This window comes from Flavobacterium sp. (genome assembly GCF_041392005.1).
Classification (GTDB): Bacteria; Bacteroidota; Bacteroidia; order Flavobacteriales; family Flavobacteriaceae; genus Flavobacterium.
This window is the reverse complement of sequence record NZ_JAWKMX010000008.1, coordinates 66680-85053: the sequence shown is the minus strand read 5'-3', so window position 1 is coordinate 85053 and position 18374 is coordinate 66680. Positions and strand designations below refer to the sequence as shown.

Annotated in this window: 18 protein-coding genes and 1 riboswitch; of the genes, 12 read left to right on the top strand and 6 right to left on the bottom strand. The window is 32.2% G+C overall.

Going from position 1 to position 18374, the window contains the following annotated elements:
* Nucleotides 1-1158: VapE domain-containing protein (locus R2808_RS06065; RefSeq protein ID WP_371270064.1), on the top strand; the 1158-nt coding region annotated here is incomplete at its 5' end.
* Between the two features lie 180 nt (nt 1159-1338).
* Here R2808_RS06065 and R2808_RS06060 read toward each other — a convergent pair.
* The 3 genes from R2808_RS06060 to R2808_RS06050 form a co-directional block, all read right to left on the bottom strand.
* Nucleotides 1339-1989: a T9SS type A sorting domain-containing protein gene (locus R2808_RS06060; RefSeq protein ID WP_371270063.1), complete on the bottom strand. Its 651-nt coding sequence runs from the start codon at nt 1987-1989 to the stop codon at nt 1339-1341.
* Nucleotides 1940-2095, bottom strand: a complete 156-nt coding sequence (locus R2808_RS06055; RefSeq protein ID WP_371270062.1) for a hypothetical protein — start codon at nt 2093-2095, stop codon at nt 1940-1942. The genes R2808_RS06060 and R2808_RS06055 overlap by 50 nt, the downstream gene beginning before the upstream one ends.
* 226 nt (nt 2096-2321) lie before the next feature.
* Nucleotides 2322-3512, bottom strand: a complete 1191-nt coding sequence (locus tag R2808_RS06050) for a hypothetical protein (protein WP_371270061.1) — start codon at nt 3510-3512, stop codon at nt 2322-2324.
* Between the two features lie 193 nt (nt 3513-3705).
* Here R2808_RS06050 and R2808_RS06045 point away from each other — a divergent pair, with 193 nt between their 5' ends.
* The 4 genes from R2808_RS06045 (at nt 3706) to R2808_RS06030 (ending at nt 7527) form a co-directional block, all read left to right on the top strand.
* Nucleotides 3706-4467 carry a Rossmann-like and DUF2520 domain-containing protein gene (locus tag R2808_RS06045; protein ID WP_371270065.1) on the top strand — a complete coding sequence of 254 codons (762 nt, stop codon included), beginning with the start codon at nt 3706-3708 and terminating at the stop codon, nt 4465-4467.
* On the top strand, nt 4448-4978 hold the full coding sequence (locus R2808_RS06040; protein ID WP_371270060.1) for a KdsC family phosphatase: 531 nt from the start codon (nt 4448-4450) through the stop codon (nt 4976-4978). Before R2808_RS06045 ends, R2808_RS06040 begins: the two co-directional genes overlap by 20 nt.
* Before the next feature lie 153 nt (nt 4979-5131).
* Nucleotides 5132-5881: a triose-phosphate isomerase gene (gene tpiA, locus R2808_RS06035; protein ID WP_371270059.1), complete on the top strand. Its 750-nt coding sequence runs from the start codon at nt 5132-5134 to the stop codon at nt 5879-5881.
* Between the two features lie 80 nt (nt 5882-5961).
* Nucleotides 5962-7527: a YdiU family protein gene (locus tag R2808_RS06030; RefSeq protein ID WP_371270058.1), complete on the top strand. Its 1566-nt coding sequence runs from the start codon at nt 5962-5964 to the stop codon at nt 7525-7527.
* A gap of 108 nt (nt 7528-7635) precedes the next feature.
* Here R2808_RS06030 and R2808_RS06025 read toward each other — a convergent pair whose 3' ends face one another.
* On the bottom strand, nt 7636-8706 hold the full coding sequence (locus R2808_RS06025; RefSeq protein ID WP_371270057.1) for a DUF5074 domain-containing protein: 1071 nt from the start codon (nt 8704-8706) through the stop codon (nt 7636-7638).
* Nucleotide 8707: 1 nt separating this feature from the next.
* Nucleotides 8708-10531 carry a TonB-dependent receptor plug domain-containing protein gene (locus tag R2808_RS06020; RefSeq protein WP_371270056.1) on the bottom strand — a complete coding sequence of 608 codons (1824 nt, stop codon included), beginning with the start codon at nt 10529-10531 and terminating at the stop codon, nt 8708-8710.
* Nucleotides 10532-10558: 27 nt separating this feature from the next.
* Nucleotides 10559-10799: riboswitch (cobalamin riboswitch) on the bottom strand.
* 35 nt (nt 10800-10834) lie between these two features.
* Here R2808_RS06020 and R2808_RS06015 point away from each other — a divergent pair.
* From R2808_RS06015 to R2808_RS06005, 3 genes are all read left to right on the top strand, one after another.
* Complete coding sequence (locus R2808_RS06015; RefSeq protein ID WP_371270055.1) at nt 10835-11341, top strand: energy transducer TonB; 507 nt, start codon at nt 10835-10837, stop codon at nt 11339-11341.
* A gap of 368 nt (nt 11342-11709) precedes the next feature.
* Nucleotides 11710-12309 carry a transposase gene (locus R2808_RS06010; protein WP_371270054.1) on the top strand — a complete coding sequence of 200 codons (600 nt, stop codon included), beginning with the start codon at nt 11710-11712 and terminating at the stop codon, nt 12307-12309.
* Between the two features lie 60 nt (nt 12310-12369).
* Nucleotides 12370-13149 carry a hypothetical protein gene (locus tag R2808_RS06005; protein ID WP_371270053.1) on the top strand — a complete coding sequence of 260 codons (780 nt, stop codon included), beginning with the start codon at nt 12370-12372 and terminating at the stop codon, nt 13147-13149.
* Nucleotides 13150-13530: 381 nt separating this feature from the next.
* Here R2808_RS06005 and R2808_RS06000 read toward each other — a convergent pair whose 3' ends face one another.
* Nucleotides 13531-13653, bottom strand: coding sequence for a hypothetical protein (locus tag R2808_RS06000; RefSeq protein WP_371270052.1), 123 nt, complete (start codon nt 13651-13653; stop codon nt 13531-13533).
* Nucleotides 13654-13746: 93 nt separating this feature from the next.
* On the opposite strand from R2808_RS06000, the gene R2808_RS05995 reads away from it, so the two are divergent.
* The 4 genes from R2808_RS05995 to R2808_RS05980 are packed head-to-tail and all read left to right on the top strand — an operon-like array spanning nt 13747 to nt 18374.
* A complete protein-coding gene (locus R2808_RS05995) occupies nt 13747-14886 on the top strand; it encodes an ABC transporter substrate-binding protein (RefSeq protein WP_371270051.1) in 1140 nt (379 codons plus the stop codon).
* Nucleotides 14886-15920 carry an iron chelate uptake ABC transporter family permease subunit gene (locus R2808_RS05990; protein WP_371270050.1) on the top strand — a complete coding sequence of 345 codons (1035 nt, stop codon included), beginning with the start codon at nt 14886-14888 and terminating at the stop codon, nt 15918-15920. The genes R2808_RS05995 and R2808_RS05990 overlap by 1 nt, the downstream gene beginning before the upstream one ends.
* Nucleotides 15917-16696 carry an ABC transporter ATP-binding protein gene (locus R2808_RS05985; protein ID WP_371270049.1) on the top strand — a complete coding sequence of 260 codons (780 nt, stop codon included), beginning with the start codon at nt 15917-15919 and terminating at the stop codon, nt 16694-16696. Before R2808_RS05990 ends, R2808_RS05985 begins: the two co-directional genes overlap by 4 nt.
* Nucleotides 16697-16727: 31 nt before the next feature.
* Nucleotides 16728-18374 (top strand): S8/S53 family peptidase, encoded by a 1647-nt coding sequence (locus R2808_RS05980; RefSeq protein WP_371270048.1) that lies wholly within the window; start codon nt 16728-16730, stop codon nt 18372-18374.

Below are 18374 nucleotides of genomic sequence, written 5' to 3'. Positions count from 1 at the left end.
CAAATAGACCGATTAGAACTATTCCTATCCATAAGATATGTATTTCGGCACAACATGGTTTCTGGTAAGTTAGAGTTTCAATACTTCGGTAAAAAGAAATGGCATGTAATGAACGACTTTATTGAAAACTCAATGCTTCGCGAATGTTTAAAAGGAAGAATCAAAACAAATCTTTCTTCTTTGCGAAACCTATTGTATTCCGATTTCTGTGAATTATACAATCCGTTCGAAGATTACTTTTACAATCTACCATCGTATGATGAAAAAACAGACTATATTTTAGAATTGGCAAACACGATAACCACCACTAAACAAGAACTTTGGCAAGAATGTTTTAAAAAATGGATGGTAGCAATGGTCGGTTGTGTATTAGATGACAAAGTAATCAATCACACCGTAATTGTATTCAGCGGAAAACAAGGATTAGGAAAAACCACTTGGGTAGAAAAACTAGTACCTAGAAAATTAAAAGAGTATTTGTTCTCTGGAACCATAAACCCAAACAACAAAGACACTTTAGTGCAGCTTTCAGAATGTATGTTAATCAACCTGGACGAATTAGAAAACCTAAACCGTTCCGAAATTGGAAGCTTAAAAGAAATCATCACAAAGACACAAATCAGAATGAGAAAAGCCTACGGACACAACAACGAAACCATGCCAAGACGCGCATCATTTGCCGGTAGTGTCAACACAGCTCAATTCTTAAACGACAGTACAGGTAGCAGACGATTCCTTTGTTTTGAAGTGGAAAACATCCAATACCAACACGAAATCAACATTGACAATGTATTATCACAAGCCTTGTATTTATTTAAAACAGGATTCAGACATTGGTTCGACCAAGAAGAAATCAAAAACATCACCGAAAACAACGAACAATACCAACTACGAAGCCCAGAAGAAGAATTGCTTTTAACATGGTTTGAACCTTGCGATAGAGAAAATGCCACCCATTATTTAAACGCCTCACAAATAGCAGCTAAACTAGCCGAAAGAGCAAAAATCACCATCACCGATGGAACAATAAACAAAATCGGAAAAGCTTTAAAAAAACACAATTTCACAAGACTAATGCGAAAAGGAAGTCCAGTCTACGCAGTAAAAGAATTTACCTACGAAGAAGTAGATCAAACCAACAGACAATCCGAAATCTAAACCGTAAATTATCAAAAGTGGGTATCCTAAAAATAGAATCCTTGTCAAACTGAACTTGTTTCAGTTTCTATAAAATTTTGATTATCAAAATTTATAAGATTCCGAAATAATTTCGGAATGACAAAAATATACTTTTTAAACAGCCTCTTTTTATGGTGTTTGTTCTAATGTTGCTAAAAACTAGTCTTTAATAAACTTAGTTGTGCTACTACCCTTTTCAGTTGTAACTTTTACAAAGTAATTTCCAGTTTTTAATTGCGAAACTTCAATTGCTTCGTTTGGATGCGTTATTGCCATAACCAATTGACCCAATACATTGTAAATTTCTAATGATTGAATTTCCATTTTATTTTTATTGGAAATATGCAACTCATTTTTAACTGGGTTTGGATAGATTGTAAATTCTTTATCAAATGCAAAATCTTGTATTGATAAAGGTTGTTGCACTGTTGTTGTGAAATTATTGGTCGTTATTGGAAAATTATAATCAAAATAAATATTCGCTTGGTTGCTAAACGTATCGCCAATTACTAAACTCGGTAAGGTTTTAATTTTAAAAACCACGTAGCCGTCATTATTAGCATCATTAAATGGTAAATTAATATTTTCAAAAATAAATTCTACTTTGTTACCGTTAATTCGGGTATAAAACTCATGACTGCCACTTATTGGAACCAATGTTGCTATATCAAACTTAGTGGTATCAATCATGTCTTTCACTACAATGTTTTCTGCAGGATACGTTCCTGTATTTTCAAAACGAATCATATAGTGCACATACTCACCTACCATATTTGGTAACCGTTTCGCCTTCCAAACAGGTTTTATCATTGTCAAATGAACCAACAACAATTTGTACTAAATCTGCCACATTATTTGATAAATCTTCATCGGTGTATTTATAGCAATCGTTGCTGTAATTTAAAAATATCACCATTATTTACAGGTGGTGTTTCCGTTGGACCGTTAACATTGAAAATTACCAATATTTCTCTGGTTTCAAACGGTAATAAATTAGTAAAATCCCAAGTTATGTATTGCTTCCTGTTGCATTAAAACAGGTGTTGAAGTAACGTAATCCAACACATCATCTTGAAATGTTAGGGTTTACATTTCCGTTTCCGCTTGATTACCTATATTTTATACACTATTTTATAATTGCATCAAAAACCAGGTCGTGCTGCATTTAAAGGTAAAATAGTTACTTCCACATCAGAATGTTGACCATTTGGGGTTACACAAATATCTTGCATAAACGGACTTGCTTGTGTTGGAAAATCGACTGTAATACTAGAAGGAGAAATTGTAAAATAATTTGAATTTAAAAAATCATAAGTGATTGTATGATTTCCTGCGCCAACAGGAATATAATAGGAACTTAATTGATTGCTTGTTATTAATGTAGAATTTGATGTTCCACTAACAATAGTAGCTCTCATATTAGGAAGTGTAGGATCGGTTGTATCACAACCATTATTATCGATATCTAAATAAATATTTCCTTGAACGTCATAAAATGTACCTCCAGGAGTAAAAGTACAATAACTGTTTACGTGACAAGTAGTGTAACCATAGTCATTAATCTTTTGTTGTATCATTGCTATATCCCCCTCATCTGCACATATATACTGTAAATTAGGAGTACCACTAAAACTTAATATCAACCCAGGATTATTATTCTTAACATTTATACTTAAAAGATCATTATTAAAATAACATGACAAAAAAGTAAGCAAAGGACAAATAGAAACATCAATAGATGTTAAAGAATTTTCACCACATTGTAAATATGATAAATTAGGATTGTTGCTAAAATCTAAGATTGATATATTGTTATTATAACAATATAATTTTTTCAATAAAGGGTTATTTGAAATATCTAAACTCGCCAAATTATTACTATTACAATACAATTCTAATAAGTTTATATTATTTGAAACATCTAATGAGCTAAAATTATTATTGCCAATTCTTAAAACTTTTAATAATGTATTTTGAGAAACATTAATAGAGTTTAATGAGGGATTTAAATAGGAACTACCGTGTGAAAAATATTCTAAATTTATAAATGCCTCTAATCCAGTTAAGTCAGTAATATCTACACCTTGAAGTTGCAGAAACTTTATGTTTAATGCTTCACTTACTTGTATTTCTCCATCATTGTTTATATCAATTTTACAATAATCTGGTGGACTCCATTCACTGTTTACAAAAACTAAAGAGCTAGATGCAACTTGATTATTAGAACTCGCACTCAGCAACTTTGCTTTAAAATTCGCATCGGGTATGTTTACAATTTGAGCATTAGCTACAAAACATAACAATAAACTAAATAAAAAGTAGCATTTTTTCATAAATAACTGATTTATAATTATAAAGATATATTATTTTAATTACAAATAAGCACATAACGTTAAAAAATCGAAATTTATGCTATAAATCGTAAACAGCCAATCACTAACAGCTAAAAAATAAGACTCCTACGGAGTGACAAAATTGAGTAATTTTCAACTTTTACGTTTCCGTAAAAAGTTATACTTTAGCACTATGATAAAAGTTTCGGTAATTGGCAGTGGCAATGTGGCACAACATCTTATAAAAGTGTTTTTACAAGCACCTAAAATTGAGTTGGTTCAGGCTTTTGCACGTCAACCCCAAGCATCATTACATTTGCTTCCAAAAGAAAAAATTACGAACGATTACAACACTTTGCAAGATGCCGATGTGTATATTATTTCGGTTTCGGATAATGCCATAAACGAAGTTTCCAATCAACTGCCTTTTACTAATAAATTGGTGGTGCATACTTCGGGGACAACGGGTTTAGATGCTATTACTGATAAAAACAGAAAAGGTGTTTTTTATCCGTTACAAACGTTTTCTAAAAATAAAGTTGTCGATTTTTCAACCATCCCAATTTGCTTAGAAGCTGAAAACAAAGAAGATTATTCACTCTTGGAAAGCTTAGCCAATGCCATTTCAAACAATGTGTATTCCATTTCATCGGAACAGCGAAAAAGTCTACATGTAGCCGCTGTATTTGTGAGCAATTTTGTAAATCATTTGTATAGCATTGGTAGTGAAATTTGTAAAGAAAATGATGTTCCTTTTGAAATTTTAAAACCATTAATTCAGGAAGTTGCGAATAAAATTGAAACACTTTCACCAAAAGAAGCACAAACCGGACCAGCCCTGCGAAACGATACCAAAACCATAGAAAAACATCTCAAATTTTTAAAAGATTCGAATTATTACGATATTTACCAACTATTAACGCAATCCATTCAAAATGTCGCAAAAAAGCTATAAAGAACTCATGAATCACATTACAACCTTTGTTTTAGATGTTGATGGAGTACTTACTGACGGAACTATTCATGTAACACAAACTGGCGAAATGCTTCGCAATATGAATATTCGCGATGGATATGCCATGAAAGCCGCAGTAGAAAATGGCTATAATGTGTGTATCATTTCGGGCGGAAGTAACGAAGGTGTTCGTGTTCGTTTACGCAATTTGGGCATTACCGATATTCACTTGGGCGTATCGAATAAAGTAGAAACTTTTAAAGAATACTGCGATATTTATAACATAAAACCCGAACAAGTATTGTATATGGGCGATGATATTCCCGATTATCATGTCATGCAATTGGTTGGTTTACCAACTTGTCCGCAAAATGCAAGTCCTGAAATAAAAGCTATTTCCAAATATGTTTCTCATAAAGATGGCGGTACGGGTTGTGTGCGCGATGTAATTGAACAAGTAATGAAAGTACAACATAAATGGATGGCGCATTTTGATGCTAAATATGATTAATCAATTTGGAATTTTGAAAATGAGATAATTTCAAAATGTAAGTAACACTTTTAACTTTCGACTTTCGACTTTCAACTTTTAACTTTCGACTTTTAACTTTCGACTTTTAACTTAAAAAAATAACCCTTATTTTTGTTCTAATTCTAAATAAATATGAGAAAAAACATAGTAGCAGGAAACTGGAAAATGCACAAAACAAACACTGAAACTGTTGCATTATTAAATGAAATTATGGCCCAATTAAAAACGCCAAATTGCGAAGTAATTTTCGCACCAACATTTGTGAACCTCAAAACAGCGGTAGATACTGTTAAAGGCCATCATATAACCGTTGCAGCACAAAATATGCACCAAGCAGAAGGTGGCGCTTTTACAGGCGAAATTGCCGCTAATATGTTAACCGACATTGGTGTAAACACTGTAATTCTTGGGCATAGCGAACGTCGTGCTTATTTTCACGAAACCGATGCTTTGTTAGAAAATAAAGTGAATACAGCTTTAAAGCACAATATGCGTGTTATTTTCTGCTTTGGCGAAGAATTAAAAGACCGCCAAAACAACAATCATTTTAATGTAGTAGAGTATCAATTGCGCGATGCTTTGTTTGCTTTAGAGAAAAAAGATTGGGCAAATATTGTATTGGCTTACGAACCCGTTTGGGCAATTGGAACAGGCGAAACCGCAACACCAGAGCAAGCACAAGAAATGCACTTATTTATTCGCGAGTTAATTGCGAAAGTTTATGGCAACGATGTTGCAGATAATGTTTCCATTTTATATGGTGGAAGCGTAAAACCCGATAATGCTAAAGAAATATTTTCAAAACCCGATGTTGATGGTGGCTTAATTGGCGGCGCTTCCTTAAAAGCTAACGATTTCTTAGCTATTGTAAATGCTTTTTAATTGTATATTAAAAATTTAAAGATTGAATGATTTAAAAAATAATTTTTCAATTATTGAATCTTTTAACCATTAAGTCAGAAATGAACTTACCTATTCAAAATAGATTTATCACAGAGTTACCTTCTGATAAAAATACTACAAATGAAGTAAGACAGGTGCATGGCGCCTGTTTTTCATTTGTAAACCCTACTATTCCGAAAAAGCCCAAATTAATTCACACATCAATTGAAGTGGCTAGTTTATTAGGTATTTCTAAAGATGATCTTCTATCAGATGAATTTTTAAATGTTTTTTCAGGAAAAACCATTTATCCTAAAACCCAACCATTTGCTATGAATTATGCTGGGCAACAATTTGGCAATTGGGCTGGGCAATTAGGAGATGGCAGAGCTATAAATTTATTTGAAGTAGGGCATCAAAACAAATTTTGGACAGTACAATTAAAAGGCGCAGGAAAAACACCGTATTCACGTCGTGGCGATGGTTTAGCCGTTTTACGTTCGTCTATTCGCGAACATTTGTGTAGCGAAGCTATGCACCATTTGGGTATTTCCACTACTCGTTCGTTAGCACTTTTTGAAACAGGTAATGAAGTACTTCGCGATGTTTTATACAATGGAAATGCTGCTTACGAAAAAGGCGCTATAGTATGCCGAGTGGCACCAAGTTTTATCCGCTTTGGAAATTTTGAATTGTTTGCCGCACAAAATGATATTAAAAACTTAAAAAAGCTTACTGATTTTACCATTAAACACTATTTTCCAAACATAAAAACGAAAGGGAAACAAAGATATCTCGACTTCTTCAGCGATGTTTGCCAAACAACTAAAGCAATGATTTTAGATTGGCAACGTGTTGGTTTTGTTCATGGCGTTATGAATACCGATAATATGTCGATTCTGGGTTTAACAATAGATTATGGTCCATATGGTTGGCAAGATGATTACAACCCAAACTGGACACCTAATACTACCGATGCACAAGAAAAACGTTACCGTTTTGGGAATCAGCCCAATATTGCACTGTGGAATTTACTACAATTAGCCAATGCGTTGTACCCTTTAATTGAAGATGCAAAAGCATTAGAGCATTATTTAGAAGTATTTTCTAACGAATTTCAATCGGATTTTATGAAAATGATGGCGACAAAAATTGGTATCGAAAACACTACTAGTTTAATTGAAAAACTGCTTAATCAACTGCTAATTACTTTACAAGAAACCGAAACCGATATGACTATTTTTTATCGGTTATTGGCTACTGTTTCTAAAAACGATACGCCAGAAATAGCTTTAGAAAAAATACAATTTGCCTTTTATAAACCCGAAGAAGTAGTTGAAACTGTAAAGCAAAGTTGGTTGTACTGGTTTACACTTTATTTAAATTCTTTACAAAAAGAAACCGCTTCAGACGAAGAACGAAGCAACAAAATGAATTTAGTAAACCCAAAATACGTTTTGCGAAATTATATGGCGCAATTAGCCATTGAAGCTGCCGAAAAAGAAGACTATACTCTTGTAAACGAGTTGTTTGAACTGTTAAAGAAACCCTACAACGAACAACCGCAACACCAAAAATGGTTTGCCAAACGCCCAACTTGGGCACGAACAAAAATAGGCTGTTCTATGTTAAGTTGTAGTTCGTAGATTATAAGCAAAAAATTGCTTAAGTAAACTATCAATCTTTCCAAGTAAGACGCATAGTTATATTAAGACATAATAACTTATCCAGCTGACGAAGCAAACAATTAAACCCTAATTAAAATAAAACCCATTAGGACTTGTCTTCACTTCAAATTCATTTTCTAAAACGCCTGTTAAGGAATAAATATAAACCTTTCCGTTTGCGCTAAAATCTTTAGCATCGGCTACAAATATTGTATTGTTTTGTACCGCAAAACCATAAGCATAATCATAAGAAAAACCTTGATTAGCTGCTAAATCTATTAAAACGTTACTAGTTGCTGTAGTACTATTCATTTTATATACTTTATTGTTTAGCGTATAATAAACAACATTATCTTCTACAGCTAAATTTGTAGGATGCTGTGTTGGTGCAAAACTAGTAAGCTCGGTAACCGAAAAATCGGTAGGATTTATTTTTACTAATTTTGCTAATGTTTCATCGCCTGTCCAGCTAGGTTTTCCGCTACATAACACATATAAATATCCGTTTGCTTCTTCAATTCCGCTAGGAATATCACCAACTGTTATTGCATTGGTAACCAAGTTAGTTGAAGTAGCAATAACCGAAATAGTGTTACCGTAATTATAACCGCCTTTGTGTAACACAAATAAATTACCGTTTTGTTCTTGTATTTTTTCTGGACCTTCAGCAACTGAAATAGTAGCGGTTACATTGTAGTTCGATAAATCAATTACGGCTACATAATCGTCAGTAGGTAGCGTAGCATCGCCCCAATTGGTAACAAAGCCTTTTCCGTTTGAAAATGCAATATAACGCGGATTTGATAAACCGTTTGTAATAGTTGCTACTTTTTGTAACGTATAACGATTGATAACTTCTATTTTATTAGAACCGTTTACAACAATAAAAGCCAAATTACCATAAAAACCAATACTTTGCGCTGTATTACCTACTGCTTCGTTGTTTACCGTTTTATACGCATCGGCTTGAAAAGTTGTAAAATCGTTTGACAAAAATGAAATTGTACCATTATCTACTCCAAAATTTCCTTCGTTTAAAATTAAAATTCCGTTATCGTATGCACCTAACGGATTATTGGTTGTTTCGGCATCATCGTTACTACACGAAAACAAAAAACTACTTGCAATAGCTATTGTTGCTACTTGAATGTATTTCATATTATAAATTTAGATTAAAATTGAACATATAATTTCGCCCTGGCATAGGACGCGACTCTACAACTTGGTACGGCTTATTTTCGACATTATAAATGGTAAAACCAATAGAACTTCGCCATTTTAAAGGCAAATTCCATTTAAAATAAAGGTTTGAAATTCCGTAATTCGGTAATTTGTTTTTATTATCAGACGATGTGTAAACTTCGCCATTGTAAGTATATTGATAAACCCAACTTAAACGTTTGTATTGCAATGCTAAAGAAGAAACTATTTTATGATACGGCACGTAAATTAATTGCTTTTTAGTAGTTGCATCTTCCGATTTTGTGTAAGAATAAACGGCTTGCAACTGGTAGTTCAATTTATTAAAACTAGCCTTGTATTGCGCTAAAGTTTCTATTCCTTTTATGGCAACATTATTGGTGTTTTCGGGAATCCATAAACCCGAAGCATTGGGCAACCATCGTAGCATATCGGTTAATGTGTTTTGAAAACCTGTAAGCGTAAAATTGAATTTTTTAAATTGGAAATCGTGCGAAATTTCATATTGAACCGAAATTTCAGGTTTTAAATTAGGATTACCCGATGCTTCCCAATACAAATCGTTAAACGAAGGAATTCTAAAGTTTTTTGAAGTTGATAATCGAATTGCATACTCATTAAAAGCGTTGTATTTTGCCGAAAAATGATACAAAAAAGGGCTTTTGTAAACCGATGTATTTTCGGTACGAATACTGGCTTCATAATTCAATTTATTAGATAGCTGTTGCGAAAAAAGCAAACTTCCCGAAACAATATTGCGGTTATTTTTACTACTATTCGAACCTTTTGCTGTTGTAGTATTCCATTCGATTATGGAATTCATTTTTATGCGATTGTTTACTTTAAAAAGCAAATTGTTTCGCACTAAAAAAGTTTCGGCTTTCGAAAACGTGTAGTTGCTATGTTCAAAATTCTCGAAATATTGATACGCTTCTGTTAAATAGGCAATTTTAGTGGTAGAAAGTATAGAACCAATACTTGTATTGCGCCATTCTAGTAGGTTTCGTGTAACAAAATCGTTGTATTTATTTTTAGAAGGCGCTGCAATTGTTCCCGATAAAAAGCGTTCGCCATCATAAAAATAGCTGAACAGTTTTAGTTGGTTCTCATCATTAATTTTATATCCAAGAACAGTCGTAAAACTGGTATTTTCATACTTTCCGTTTTCATTTTTTTTATTAAAACCAATGTAATCATAATCGTTTTCCGATTGATTTCGGGTTACGCTAAACGTGGCTATAAATTTTTCTGTAGCTTTTAAAAAATTGTACTGTAAACGTGCTGTGCTATAACTTCCATATTGCAAATTAAACCTATTTTTAAGGCTTTCCTTAAACGCAACATCGGTATTTAAATGAACACTACCGCCAACTGCTCCACTGCCATACAATACACTTCCGCCACCATTTCGAACCGTAATATTTTCAAAATCAGACGGATTTATGGTATTAAAATCGGTTTGCCCTGTTAAGGAAGAGTTTACAGCAATACCGTTCCAAATAACCGCTGTTTGTTGCGCGGTTGTTCCTCTAAATGAAGCCGAAGCTACCATTCCACGCCCGTTTTCTTTACAATAAATTCCGGTATGGTTTGATAGTAAAGCCGTTAAAGAAGTAGCGTTAGCAATTACACTATCGGTTAATTGAATTTTAGTTACTTTATTAGAAAAAAGTTGCAACGAAACATCGGTTAATACCAATTCTTTCAACTGGGTAACACTATTGGTTTGCGACCAACAAAATGTGGAAACAATACAGAGTAATAAACAATAGTTTCTTTTCATAATTTGTAAACTTTTTTTCCCGAAAGTTTTTAAATGCACAAATTAGGCAGGTCTCCTGGCTTGCATCTTGTTGTTAACCTTCTCATTTTGTTAAACAAAACAATGGTTGTGTAGCAAACAACAAGTTTTATAGCTTACAGTTGCGGGTACAGCTCAAGATTTTGAATTTAGATTTCAGAATTTAGAAATCTTTAAAATCATCACTTGATTCCCTTTTAATGGAAATTGTATTTGTTACAATTTTCCAACCATAATTCGCTTGCAAAGTTAATTCTTTTTAGTATGTTTGAAAGAAAAAGTTTTATGAAAAAATATTGTGTGCTTTTAATGGGTATTGCGCAATTTGGTTTTGCACAAGTACAAGAAATGGAAAAAAGAAGCGAAAATGACGATATTGTACCTGTTATTCCAGCGCCTAGCAAACAAGAAAAAGAAGAAATTTTAGAAGAAATGCCTTTTGCTGTTATAGAGCAAATTCCGTTATTTAAAGAATGTGAAAGTGTTGCCAAAGAAGAGCAAATGAACTGTTTTAATGAGCAAATGAACCGTCATATTCAAAAAAACTTTCATTATCCTGATGAAGCTACAAACAACGATGTTCAAGGACGAGTATTTGTTAAGTTTACTATTGATAAAGAAGGAAATATAACCGATATAAAATCGCGCGGACCAAAAGTTGAAGGTGCTAATTTGTTAATAGCAGAAGCCGAACGCATAATAGCAAAATTGCCACAGCTAAAACCCGGTATGCAAAATGGAAAAAATGTAAATGTTAGGTATGTAATACCTATTAATTTTAAATTAAATTAATTGTTTATTTTGTAACAAAGCTAAGTAAAACCCAGCTAGCGCAAGCATCTTGCTTGTGCCAATAAAAAATTTTTAAAAAGATGAGCAGAAAATATAAATTTGAAGAAAACGATGAGTCTTATTTTGTTACATCAATCCAATAGATTGAAAATACAGTAGTGCAAAAAATTAGGAAACCCATAATTAAAAAGCTTTAGAAATTGATTTAAATTGAATGTAGCACGAGCAAGATGCTCGCGCTAGTTGTGGTTGTATTAATTTTTTCCAGCTGCGCAAAGTCTCCCGACTTTGAGCTATTACTAAAGATTAACATTATAGTTTTTTAAAAAAGTTGAGATTGATTATATTTGATAAATTATTTATACGCCATGAAAGAAGGATATATTATACGAGAACAGGGAAAAGCACATTTTGTAACTGCTACAGTTGTGGATTGGATAGATGTTTTTTCAAGAAAAAGCTATAGAGATTGTGTTATTGAATGTTTGGATTATTGCATAAAAAATAAAGGGATGATTTTATATGGATATGTAATAATGAGTAATCATATACACATGATAATACAATCTAATGTTGCTGAACTTTCTAATTTATTGAGAGATTTTAAAAAGTTTTCTGCTAAAACTATTTTAGAAAAGATACAAAATGAACCTGAAAGCAGAAGGGAGTGGATGTTGGAAAGGTTTAAAAAAGCAACTGAAAGCCACTCAAGAAATAAAAATTATCAATTTTGGCAATATGGTAATCATGCTGAAGAAATTTACACGGAGCATTTTTTGTGGTCTAAATTAGATTATATTCACATGAATCCAATTCGTGCAGGAATTGTTTCAAATATTGAAGACTATATTTATTCGAGCGCAAGTAATTATGTTAATGGAACTGGAGTTATTGAAGTTGAACTGTTAGAAATTCCAAAAGTTGATGTATTAAAACCATCTTCATTTGAAAAATATATTAGTCAGTAGTGGCTCAAAGTCAGGAGACTTTGCGCAGCGGGTAGTATAATAGTTAAGTTAATAAAACACATGAAACAATATTATAATATTCTAAAAGATAATTTTTCATTAATTGTTGCAGTACCTCCTTTTTTTGGTGCTGTTTGGCAATTAATTGAATTAAGTAGAATAAATGTTTCATATATCCGTTTTTTTTCAATTTCTCAACTTGTACCTGATGGAGTTCTATTTTTAGGGTCTCTGTTATTGTTTTTTTATACTACTATTTTATTGAAATATTTTTTTGATTATATAGATAAAAAAAATAAATCTGATGAACAATTAGAAAAGTCCTCTAAAAATGATGTTTTTGAACCTAAAGAAGGTAAACCTTATTTGTCATTCCTTTTTTTTGCAATTTCTTTGGTTATAATAATTTTTGGTTTAGATTTTATTAATAACTTTTTTTTAGAAAAATTAGATTTTGCATATACCATTTGGGTTGTTTTGCCGTTGAATATTTTTCTAGTTAGTCTAAGTGCATTCTTGTTTTTGATTGGTATCAGTTATGTTGAAAAAATATTTTCAAAAGCTCGTTTGGATAGATTAAAATTTTATTTCACATTAATTTTAATATTTTTTGTAATCAGTTTTTCAAAGAATTATTATTTAAAATTTAATAAACTGATGTTGCTACCTGATAATTTAATTAATATTGAAAAAGTTGAAAATGAAATTAAAGAGAATAATCCAAAAACTAAAGTAGAAATTAAATATTTGAATGATAAGTATATTTTTTATTCAATTAAAGATTCATTAAAAAATGAAAAAGTTTTGATTTTAAGTTTTGATAAACTTTTCAAAGAATAAATTTAAACCACTTCCCTACGCTAGCGCAAGCATCTTGCTTGTGCCAATAAAAAATTTTTAAAAAGATGAGCAGAAAATATAAATTTGAAGAAAAAAATGAGTCTTATTTTGTTATATCAATCCAATAGACAGGAAATACAGTAGTGTAATAAATATCGATTTGAATTAAATGTAGCACGAGCAAGATGCTCGCGCTAGTTGTGGTTGTACTAATTTTTACTTTTTCTTATTCATTTTGTACCACAGCCAAACAAATCCTGCTATAAAATGTAACATAACTATTGCCATTACAACATAAGCAAACGTAGGAGTATTTTTCATGTTTCTATATTTTACTCAAAAGTAAAAAATTATAGACCCTGTAGCGTAACATTTATTACATTACGGCTTTTGGTTATTACTTTTCTTTTTTTTGTTTTTGTTATAAAACCAAAATCCGCCAATAAGTAAATGCACTACAACAATTGTAGCAACCGCTGCCCAAAATTCGACACTAAAATCCATTTTTTAAATTTTTAGCAAAAATATTCATTCTAATAGAAATACACTTCATTTTGTTTGCTAAAAGCATTTCAATTACTTTTGCAAAAAAAGAAAATGAATTTTGGTAAATTATCGTTGCTAGCTTTTTTCCTAATTTTATGCGGTGTACAATGCAAAAAAAGTGCACCAACTAACACAACCGTAGTTTCTGGAAAAGAAATTGTAACCAATGCCGAAGGTTTATCTATTAAAAAATATGAAAACTTTTCAATAGTAACCATTTCCAATTCGTTTCCTAATTCAACCGAAGCTTATACGTATATTTTTCATAAAAAAAACGCCCTAATTCCCGATAGTTTAGCTAAATTTACTTCGCTTGAAGTTCCTGTAAAAAACATTATTGTAACCTCAACTACTCATATTCCATCTCTCGATATGTTAGATGAAATGAACAGTTTAGTGGCTTTCCCAAATACAAATTACATTTCTACAACAACAGCTCGAAAGCGAATTGAAGAAGGAAAAATTAGGGAAATTGGCACGAATCAAAGTTTAAACACTGAAGTAATTATAGATATGCAGCCCGATGTAGTAGTAGGTTTTAGTGTTGATGGCGATAAAAAAGCCTATACTAATTTAGAAAAAAACGGAATAAAAATACTTTTTAACAGCGATTGGACAGAGAAAACACCACTTGGAAAAGCCGAATGGATTAAACTTTTTGGTGCGTTATTCGATAAAAACAAAGAAGCTGAAACTATTTTTAACACCATAAAAACCGATTATTTACAAGCCGTAAATTTGGCTAAAAAAGCAACAACACAGCCTACCATTCTATCGGGTAGTATTTACCAAGATCGTTGGTATTTACCACAAGGTAATAGCTGGGGCGCATATTTTTTTAACGAAGCTAACGGCAATTATTTATGGAAAAACACTACCGGAACAGGTAGTTTAGCTCTTTCGTTTGAAACTGTTTTAGAAAAAGGAAAAAATGCCGATTTTTGGATTGGTCCTGGACAATTTACCCGAATTGATGAATTACTAAAATCAAACGAAAATTATCGTTATTTTAAAGCCGTACAAAACAAAGAAATTTACTCTTTTAGCACTAAAAAAGGAAAAACAGGCGGTGTTATTTATTATGAATTAGCGCCTAATAGACCCGATTTGGTTTTGAAAGATTTAATAAAAATTTTGCATCCCGAAGTATTGCCCAATTATGAATTGTATTTTTTTGAAAAACTAAACTAATGTTTACTGTAAACCAACATAAAAAAAGAATTGTGCTTTTATTTTTAGGAGTATTGTTATTTTTTTTACTAAACATTAGCTTAGGCTCGGTTATAATTCCAATACAAGAAATTGTAAAAGGCATACTGGGTATTACAATGGAAAAAGATACTTGGGAAATTATTTTATTTAACTTTCGTTTACCAAAAGCGATTACCGCAATTTTAGTTGGCATTGGTTTAGCCGTTAGTGGTTTATTAATGCAAACTCTTTTTAGAAATCCGCTTGCTGGTCCTTATGTTTTAGGTTTAAGCTCTGGTGCTAGTTTAGGCGTTGCTTTTGTAATTTTAGGTGCCTCTATTTTACCTGTAAGCATTTCTAGTATTTTTACTTCGGCTTACGGTATTACTTTTGCTGCTGCGCTAGGTAGTTTTTTAGTGCTTTTAGCAGTAGTTTTGGTTGCTACAAAATTAAAAAACACAATGGCTATTCTAATTGTTGGGCTAATGTTTAGTAGTTTTTCAAGTGCTGTGGTTGGCGTTTTTACCTATTTTTCTACTGCCGAACAATTACAAAAATACACCTTTTGGTCGCTAGGGAGTATTGCTAATTTATCGTGGAATCAAGTAGGTATTTTAAGTATTTTCGTCAGTATAGGCACAATTGGTTCCTTATGGATTATAAAACCTCTAAATGCACTTTTATTAGGCGAAAATTATGCAAAAAGCATTGGTCTTAATTTTACCAAAACCCGTTTCATTATTATTGCTATTACAAGTATTTTAGCAGGTAGCATAACGGCTTTTGTGGGACCAATTGCTTTTATTGGATTAGCGGTTCCGCACATAGCAAAGCTACTTTTTAAAACGAGTAACCATTTTGTTTTATTTTTAGCAACGCTTTTGCTTGGCGCTTGTATTATGCTTGTTTGCGATAGCATTGCGCAACTTCCAGGAAGCGATTTAACATTGCCTATAAATGCTATTACATCGTTATTTGGAGCTCCTATTGTTATTTGGTTATTAGTACGAAAACGAAATCATCAAATTTTATGAAACAAGCATTTGTACATATCCATCAGTTAACAATTGGCTATGCTAAAGGGAAAACAAAAACTGTAATAAAACAAAATATTGATTTATCCATTGAAAAAGGTAAACTTGTTGCTGTTATAGGAAAAAACGGAATAGGAAAATCGACTTTTTTAAAAACCATTACTAGAATAATTCCAGCGCTTTCTGGCGATATATTTATTAAAAACAAAGCACTTTCGCAATGCAATGCTAATGAAATAGCACAGCTTTTAAGTGTAGTGCTTACCGAAAAATTACCACCAAGTAACTTATCGGTATATGAAATAGTGGCTTTAGGACGCCAACCTTATACCAATTGGTTGGAAAATTTATCTGAAAACGATAGAACTAGCATAGAAAAAGCCATTACAGTAACTGAAATTTCAACTTTAACAACAAAAAAACATTACGAAATAAGCGATGGACAGCTTCAAAAAGTTTTAATTGCAAGAGCCTTAGCACAAGACACACCCCTTATTGTGTTAGATGAACCCACAACGCATCTCGATTTGGTACATAAAGTTGCTGTTTTAAAATTATTACAAAAATTATGTAAAGAAGTTCATAAAACCATACTCTACTCTACACACGATTTAGATTTAGCTATTCAAATGGCAGATGAAATAATTGTTTTTACAGAAGAAGCCGTTTATAAAAACACGCCTACTAATTTAATTAATAACGGGGTTTTTGAAAAAATTTTTAAAAACGAAGCCGTTTATTTTGATAAAGAAAAAGGTTCATTTATAGTAAAATAATTGTATTTTTGATTATCAATTTATCTCTCAAATGAAATCAAAATTTGTAGTATTTATGGTAATGGTTATTTTTAATGCTTTTTCGCAGCATTATACCGTACCCAACACAACCAGTTTTTACATAAGTTTCAAAAATACTTCATTGGAAAATTTACAAAATGAAGAAATTGTACAACTAAACAATGTTATACAACAGTACGATTTTACTTTTGAAAAAGCTATAGCTATAACGCCCGAAAAAATAGAATATCTTAAAAATGAAGCTTTAAAAAACGTAGGAAATACAAAAGCCGTAGATGCTTTGCAACGCATAGTTGTATTGCAGATTAAAGAAATTTTAACTTACGAGAAAAAAGAAAAACTTGTAACAGAATTGACGCAACTTCCTTTTATTGATCAAATTCAGCTAAAACAACATAAAGTGGTTCCTCCACCAACAGATATTCCTCCTACAACTCCAAATTTAATAGCTTCGCAAACATACATTCAAGCAAATCCTGGTGTAAATATGCAATATGCTTGGGATAACGGCTACACTGGAAGCGGCATTAACATTCGAGATATCGAATATGGAATGAATGATAATCATGAAGAATTTAATGCTATAAACACTTCAATAGCAACAGGAATGACGGTAAATTCTGGTGCAACGGCTGCTTACACCGAACACGGAACAGCTGCAATAGGAATTATGTTTGCCGATAATGGCATTTATGGCGTTAGCGGATTAGCCTATGGTGCAAATGAAGCTGTACTCTACCCAGAATGGACAAATGAAAATGGCTATAATAGGGTTTATGCTGTTTCACAAGCTATTAGCAACTCGTCTGCTGGCGATGTAATAATGTACGAAATGCAAGCCTACGGAGTAAGTGGCGGCAGTGCAAACGATTTTGTACCTGCAGAATACGATTTTCCCATTTGGCAACTAACCAAAGCGGCTACCGATGCAGGAATAATTGTAGTTGCAGCAGCTGGAAACGGCAATCAAAACTTAGATAGTGCTAGTTATACTACCTATATGAACTATGGCGATAGCGGTGCCATATTAGTAGGCGCAGGAACATCAAACACTACACATTCGCGTCTAAATTATAGTACATACGGTAGTCGTATTAATGTACAAGGTTGGGGGCAAAACGTTTTAGCACCAGGTTATGGCGATGCTTATATTTTTGGTAGCGATTTTAACCAACAATACACCTATTTTTCCGGAACAAGTTCTGCAACACCCATAGTAGCATCGTGTGCAGTAGTTTTACAAGCTATTCATTATGCAACAAACGGCAGCTATTTAACCAGTCAGCAAATTCGCGATTTACTTGTGCAAACAGGAATTCCACAAGGTGGCGATACTACTAAAAACATAGGTCCGTTGCCTAATATGCAAGCCGCTATTACATTATTACTAAACAATTTAACAACTAAAAATTTTAATGATGTAACACTTACTATATTTCCTAATCCTGCTACAAATAGTATTTTTATTCAAAGTTATGACGAAAGTTATATTGGAAGCACTATTATAATTTATAATACTTTAGGGCAAAATGTATTACAATCGAAATTGGACAGTAAAGAAACCCAACTAGATATTTCGAAGTTACAAAGTGGCTTGTATTGGGTTGAGATCAACAATTTATCAAAAAAAACAAATTTAAAATTTATAAAACAATAG

Bases quoted from the DNA above. Each gene is read 5' to 3' on its own strand.
- R2808_RS06060 (WP_371270063.1), bottom strand. From the start codon at position 1,989: ATGATAAAACCTGTTTGGAAGGCGAAACGGTTACCAAATATGGTAGGT.
- R2808_RS06055 (WP_371270062.1), bottom strand. From the start codon at position 2,095: ATGGTGATATTTTTAAATTACAGCAACGATTGCTATAAATACACCGAT.
- R2808_RS06050 (WP_371270061.1), bottom strand. From the start codon at position 3,512: ATGAAAAAATGCTACTTTTTATTTAGTTTATTGTTATGTTTTGTAGCT.
- R2808_RS06045 (WP_371270065.1), top strand. From the start codon at position 3,706: ATGATAAAAGTTTCGGTAATTGGCAGTGGCAATGTGGCACAACATCTT.
- R2808_RS06040 (WP_371270060.1), top strand. From the start codon at position 4,448: ATGTCGCAAAAAAGCTATAAAGAACTCATGAATCACATTACAACCTTT.
- tpiA (WP_371270059.1), top strand. From the start codon at position 5,132: ATGAGAAAAAACATAGTAGCAGGAAACTGGAAAATGCACAAAACAAAC.
- R2808_RS06030 (WP_371270058.1), top strand. From the start codon at position 5,962: ATGAACTTACCTATTCAAAATAGATTTATCACAGAGTTACCTTCTGAT.
- R2808_RS06025 (WP_371270057.1), bottom strand. From the start codon at position 8,706: ATGAAATACATTCAAGTAGCAACAATAGCTATTGCAAGTAGTTTTTTG.
- R2808_RS06020 (WP_371270056.1), bottom strand. From the start codon at position 10,531: ATGAAAAGAAACTATTGTTTATTACTCTGTATTGTTTCCACATTTTGT.
- R2808_RS06015 (WP_371270055.1), top strand. From the start codon at position 10,835: ATGAAAAAATATTGTGTGCTTTTAATGGGTATTGCGCAATTTGGTTTT.
- R2808_RS06010 (WP_371270054.1), top strand. From the start codon at position 11,710: ATGAAAGAAGGATATATTATACGAGAACAGGGAAAAGCACATTTTGTA.
- R2808_RS06005 (WP_371270053.1), top strand. From the start codon at position 12,370: ATGAAACAATATTATAATATTCTAAAAGATAATTTTTCATTAATTGTT.
- R2808_RS06000 (WP_371270052.1), bottom strand. From the start codon at position 13,653: ATGGATTTTAGTGTCGAATTTTGGGCAGCGGTTGCTACAATTGTTGTA.
- R2808_RS05995 (WP_371270051.1), top strand. From the start codon at position 13,747: ATGAATTTTGGTAAATTATCGTTGCTAGCTTTTTTCCTAATTTTATGC.
- R2808_RS05990 (WP_371270050.1), top strand. From the start codon at position 14,886: ATGTTTACTGTAAACCAACATAAAAAAAGAATTGTGCTTTTATTTTTA.
- R2808_RS05985 (WP_371270049.1), top strand. From the start codon at position 15,917: ATGAAACAAGCATTTGTACATATCCATCAGTTAACAATTGGCTATGCT.
- R2808_RS05980 (WP_371270048.1), top strand. From the start codon at position 16,728: ATGAAATCAAAATTTGTAGTATTTATGGTAATGGTTATTTTTAATGCT.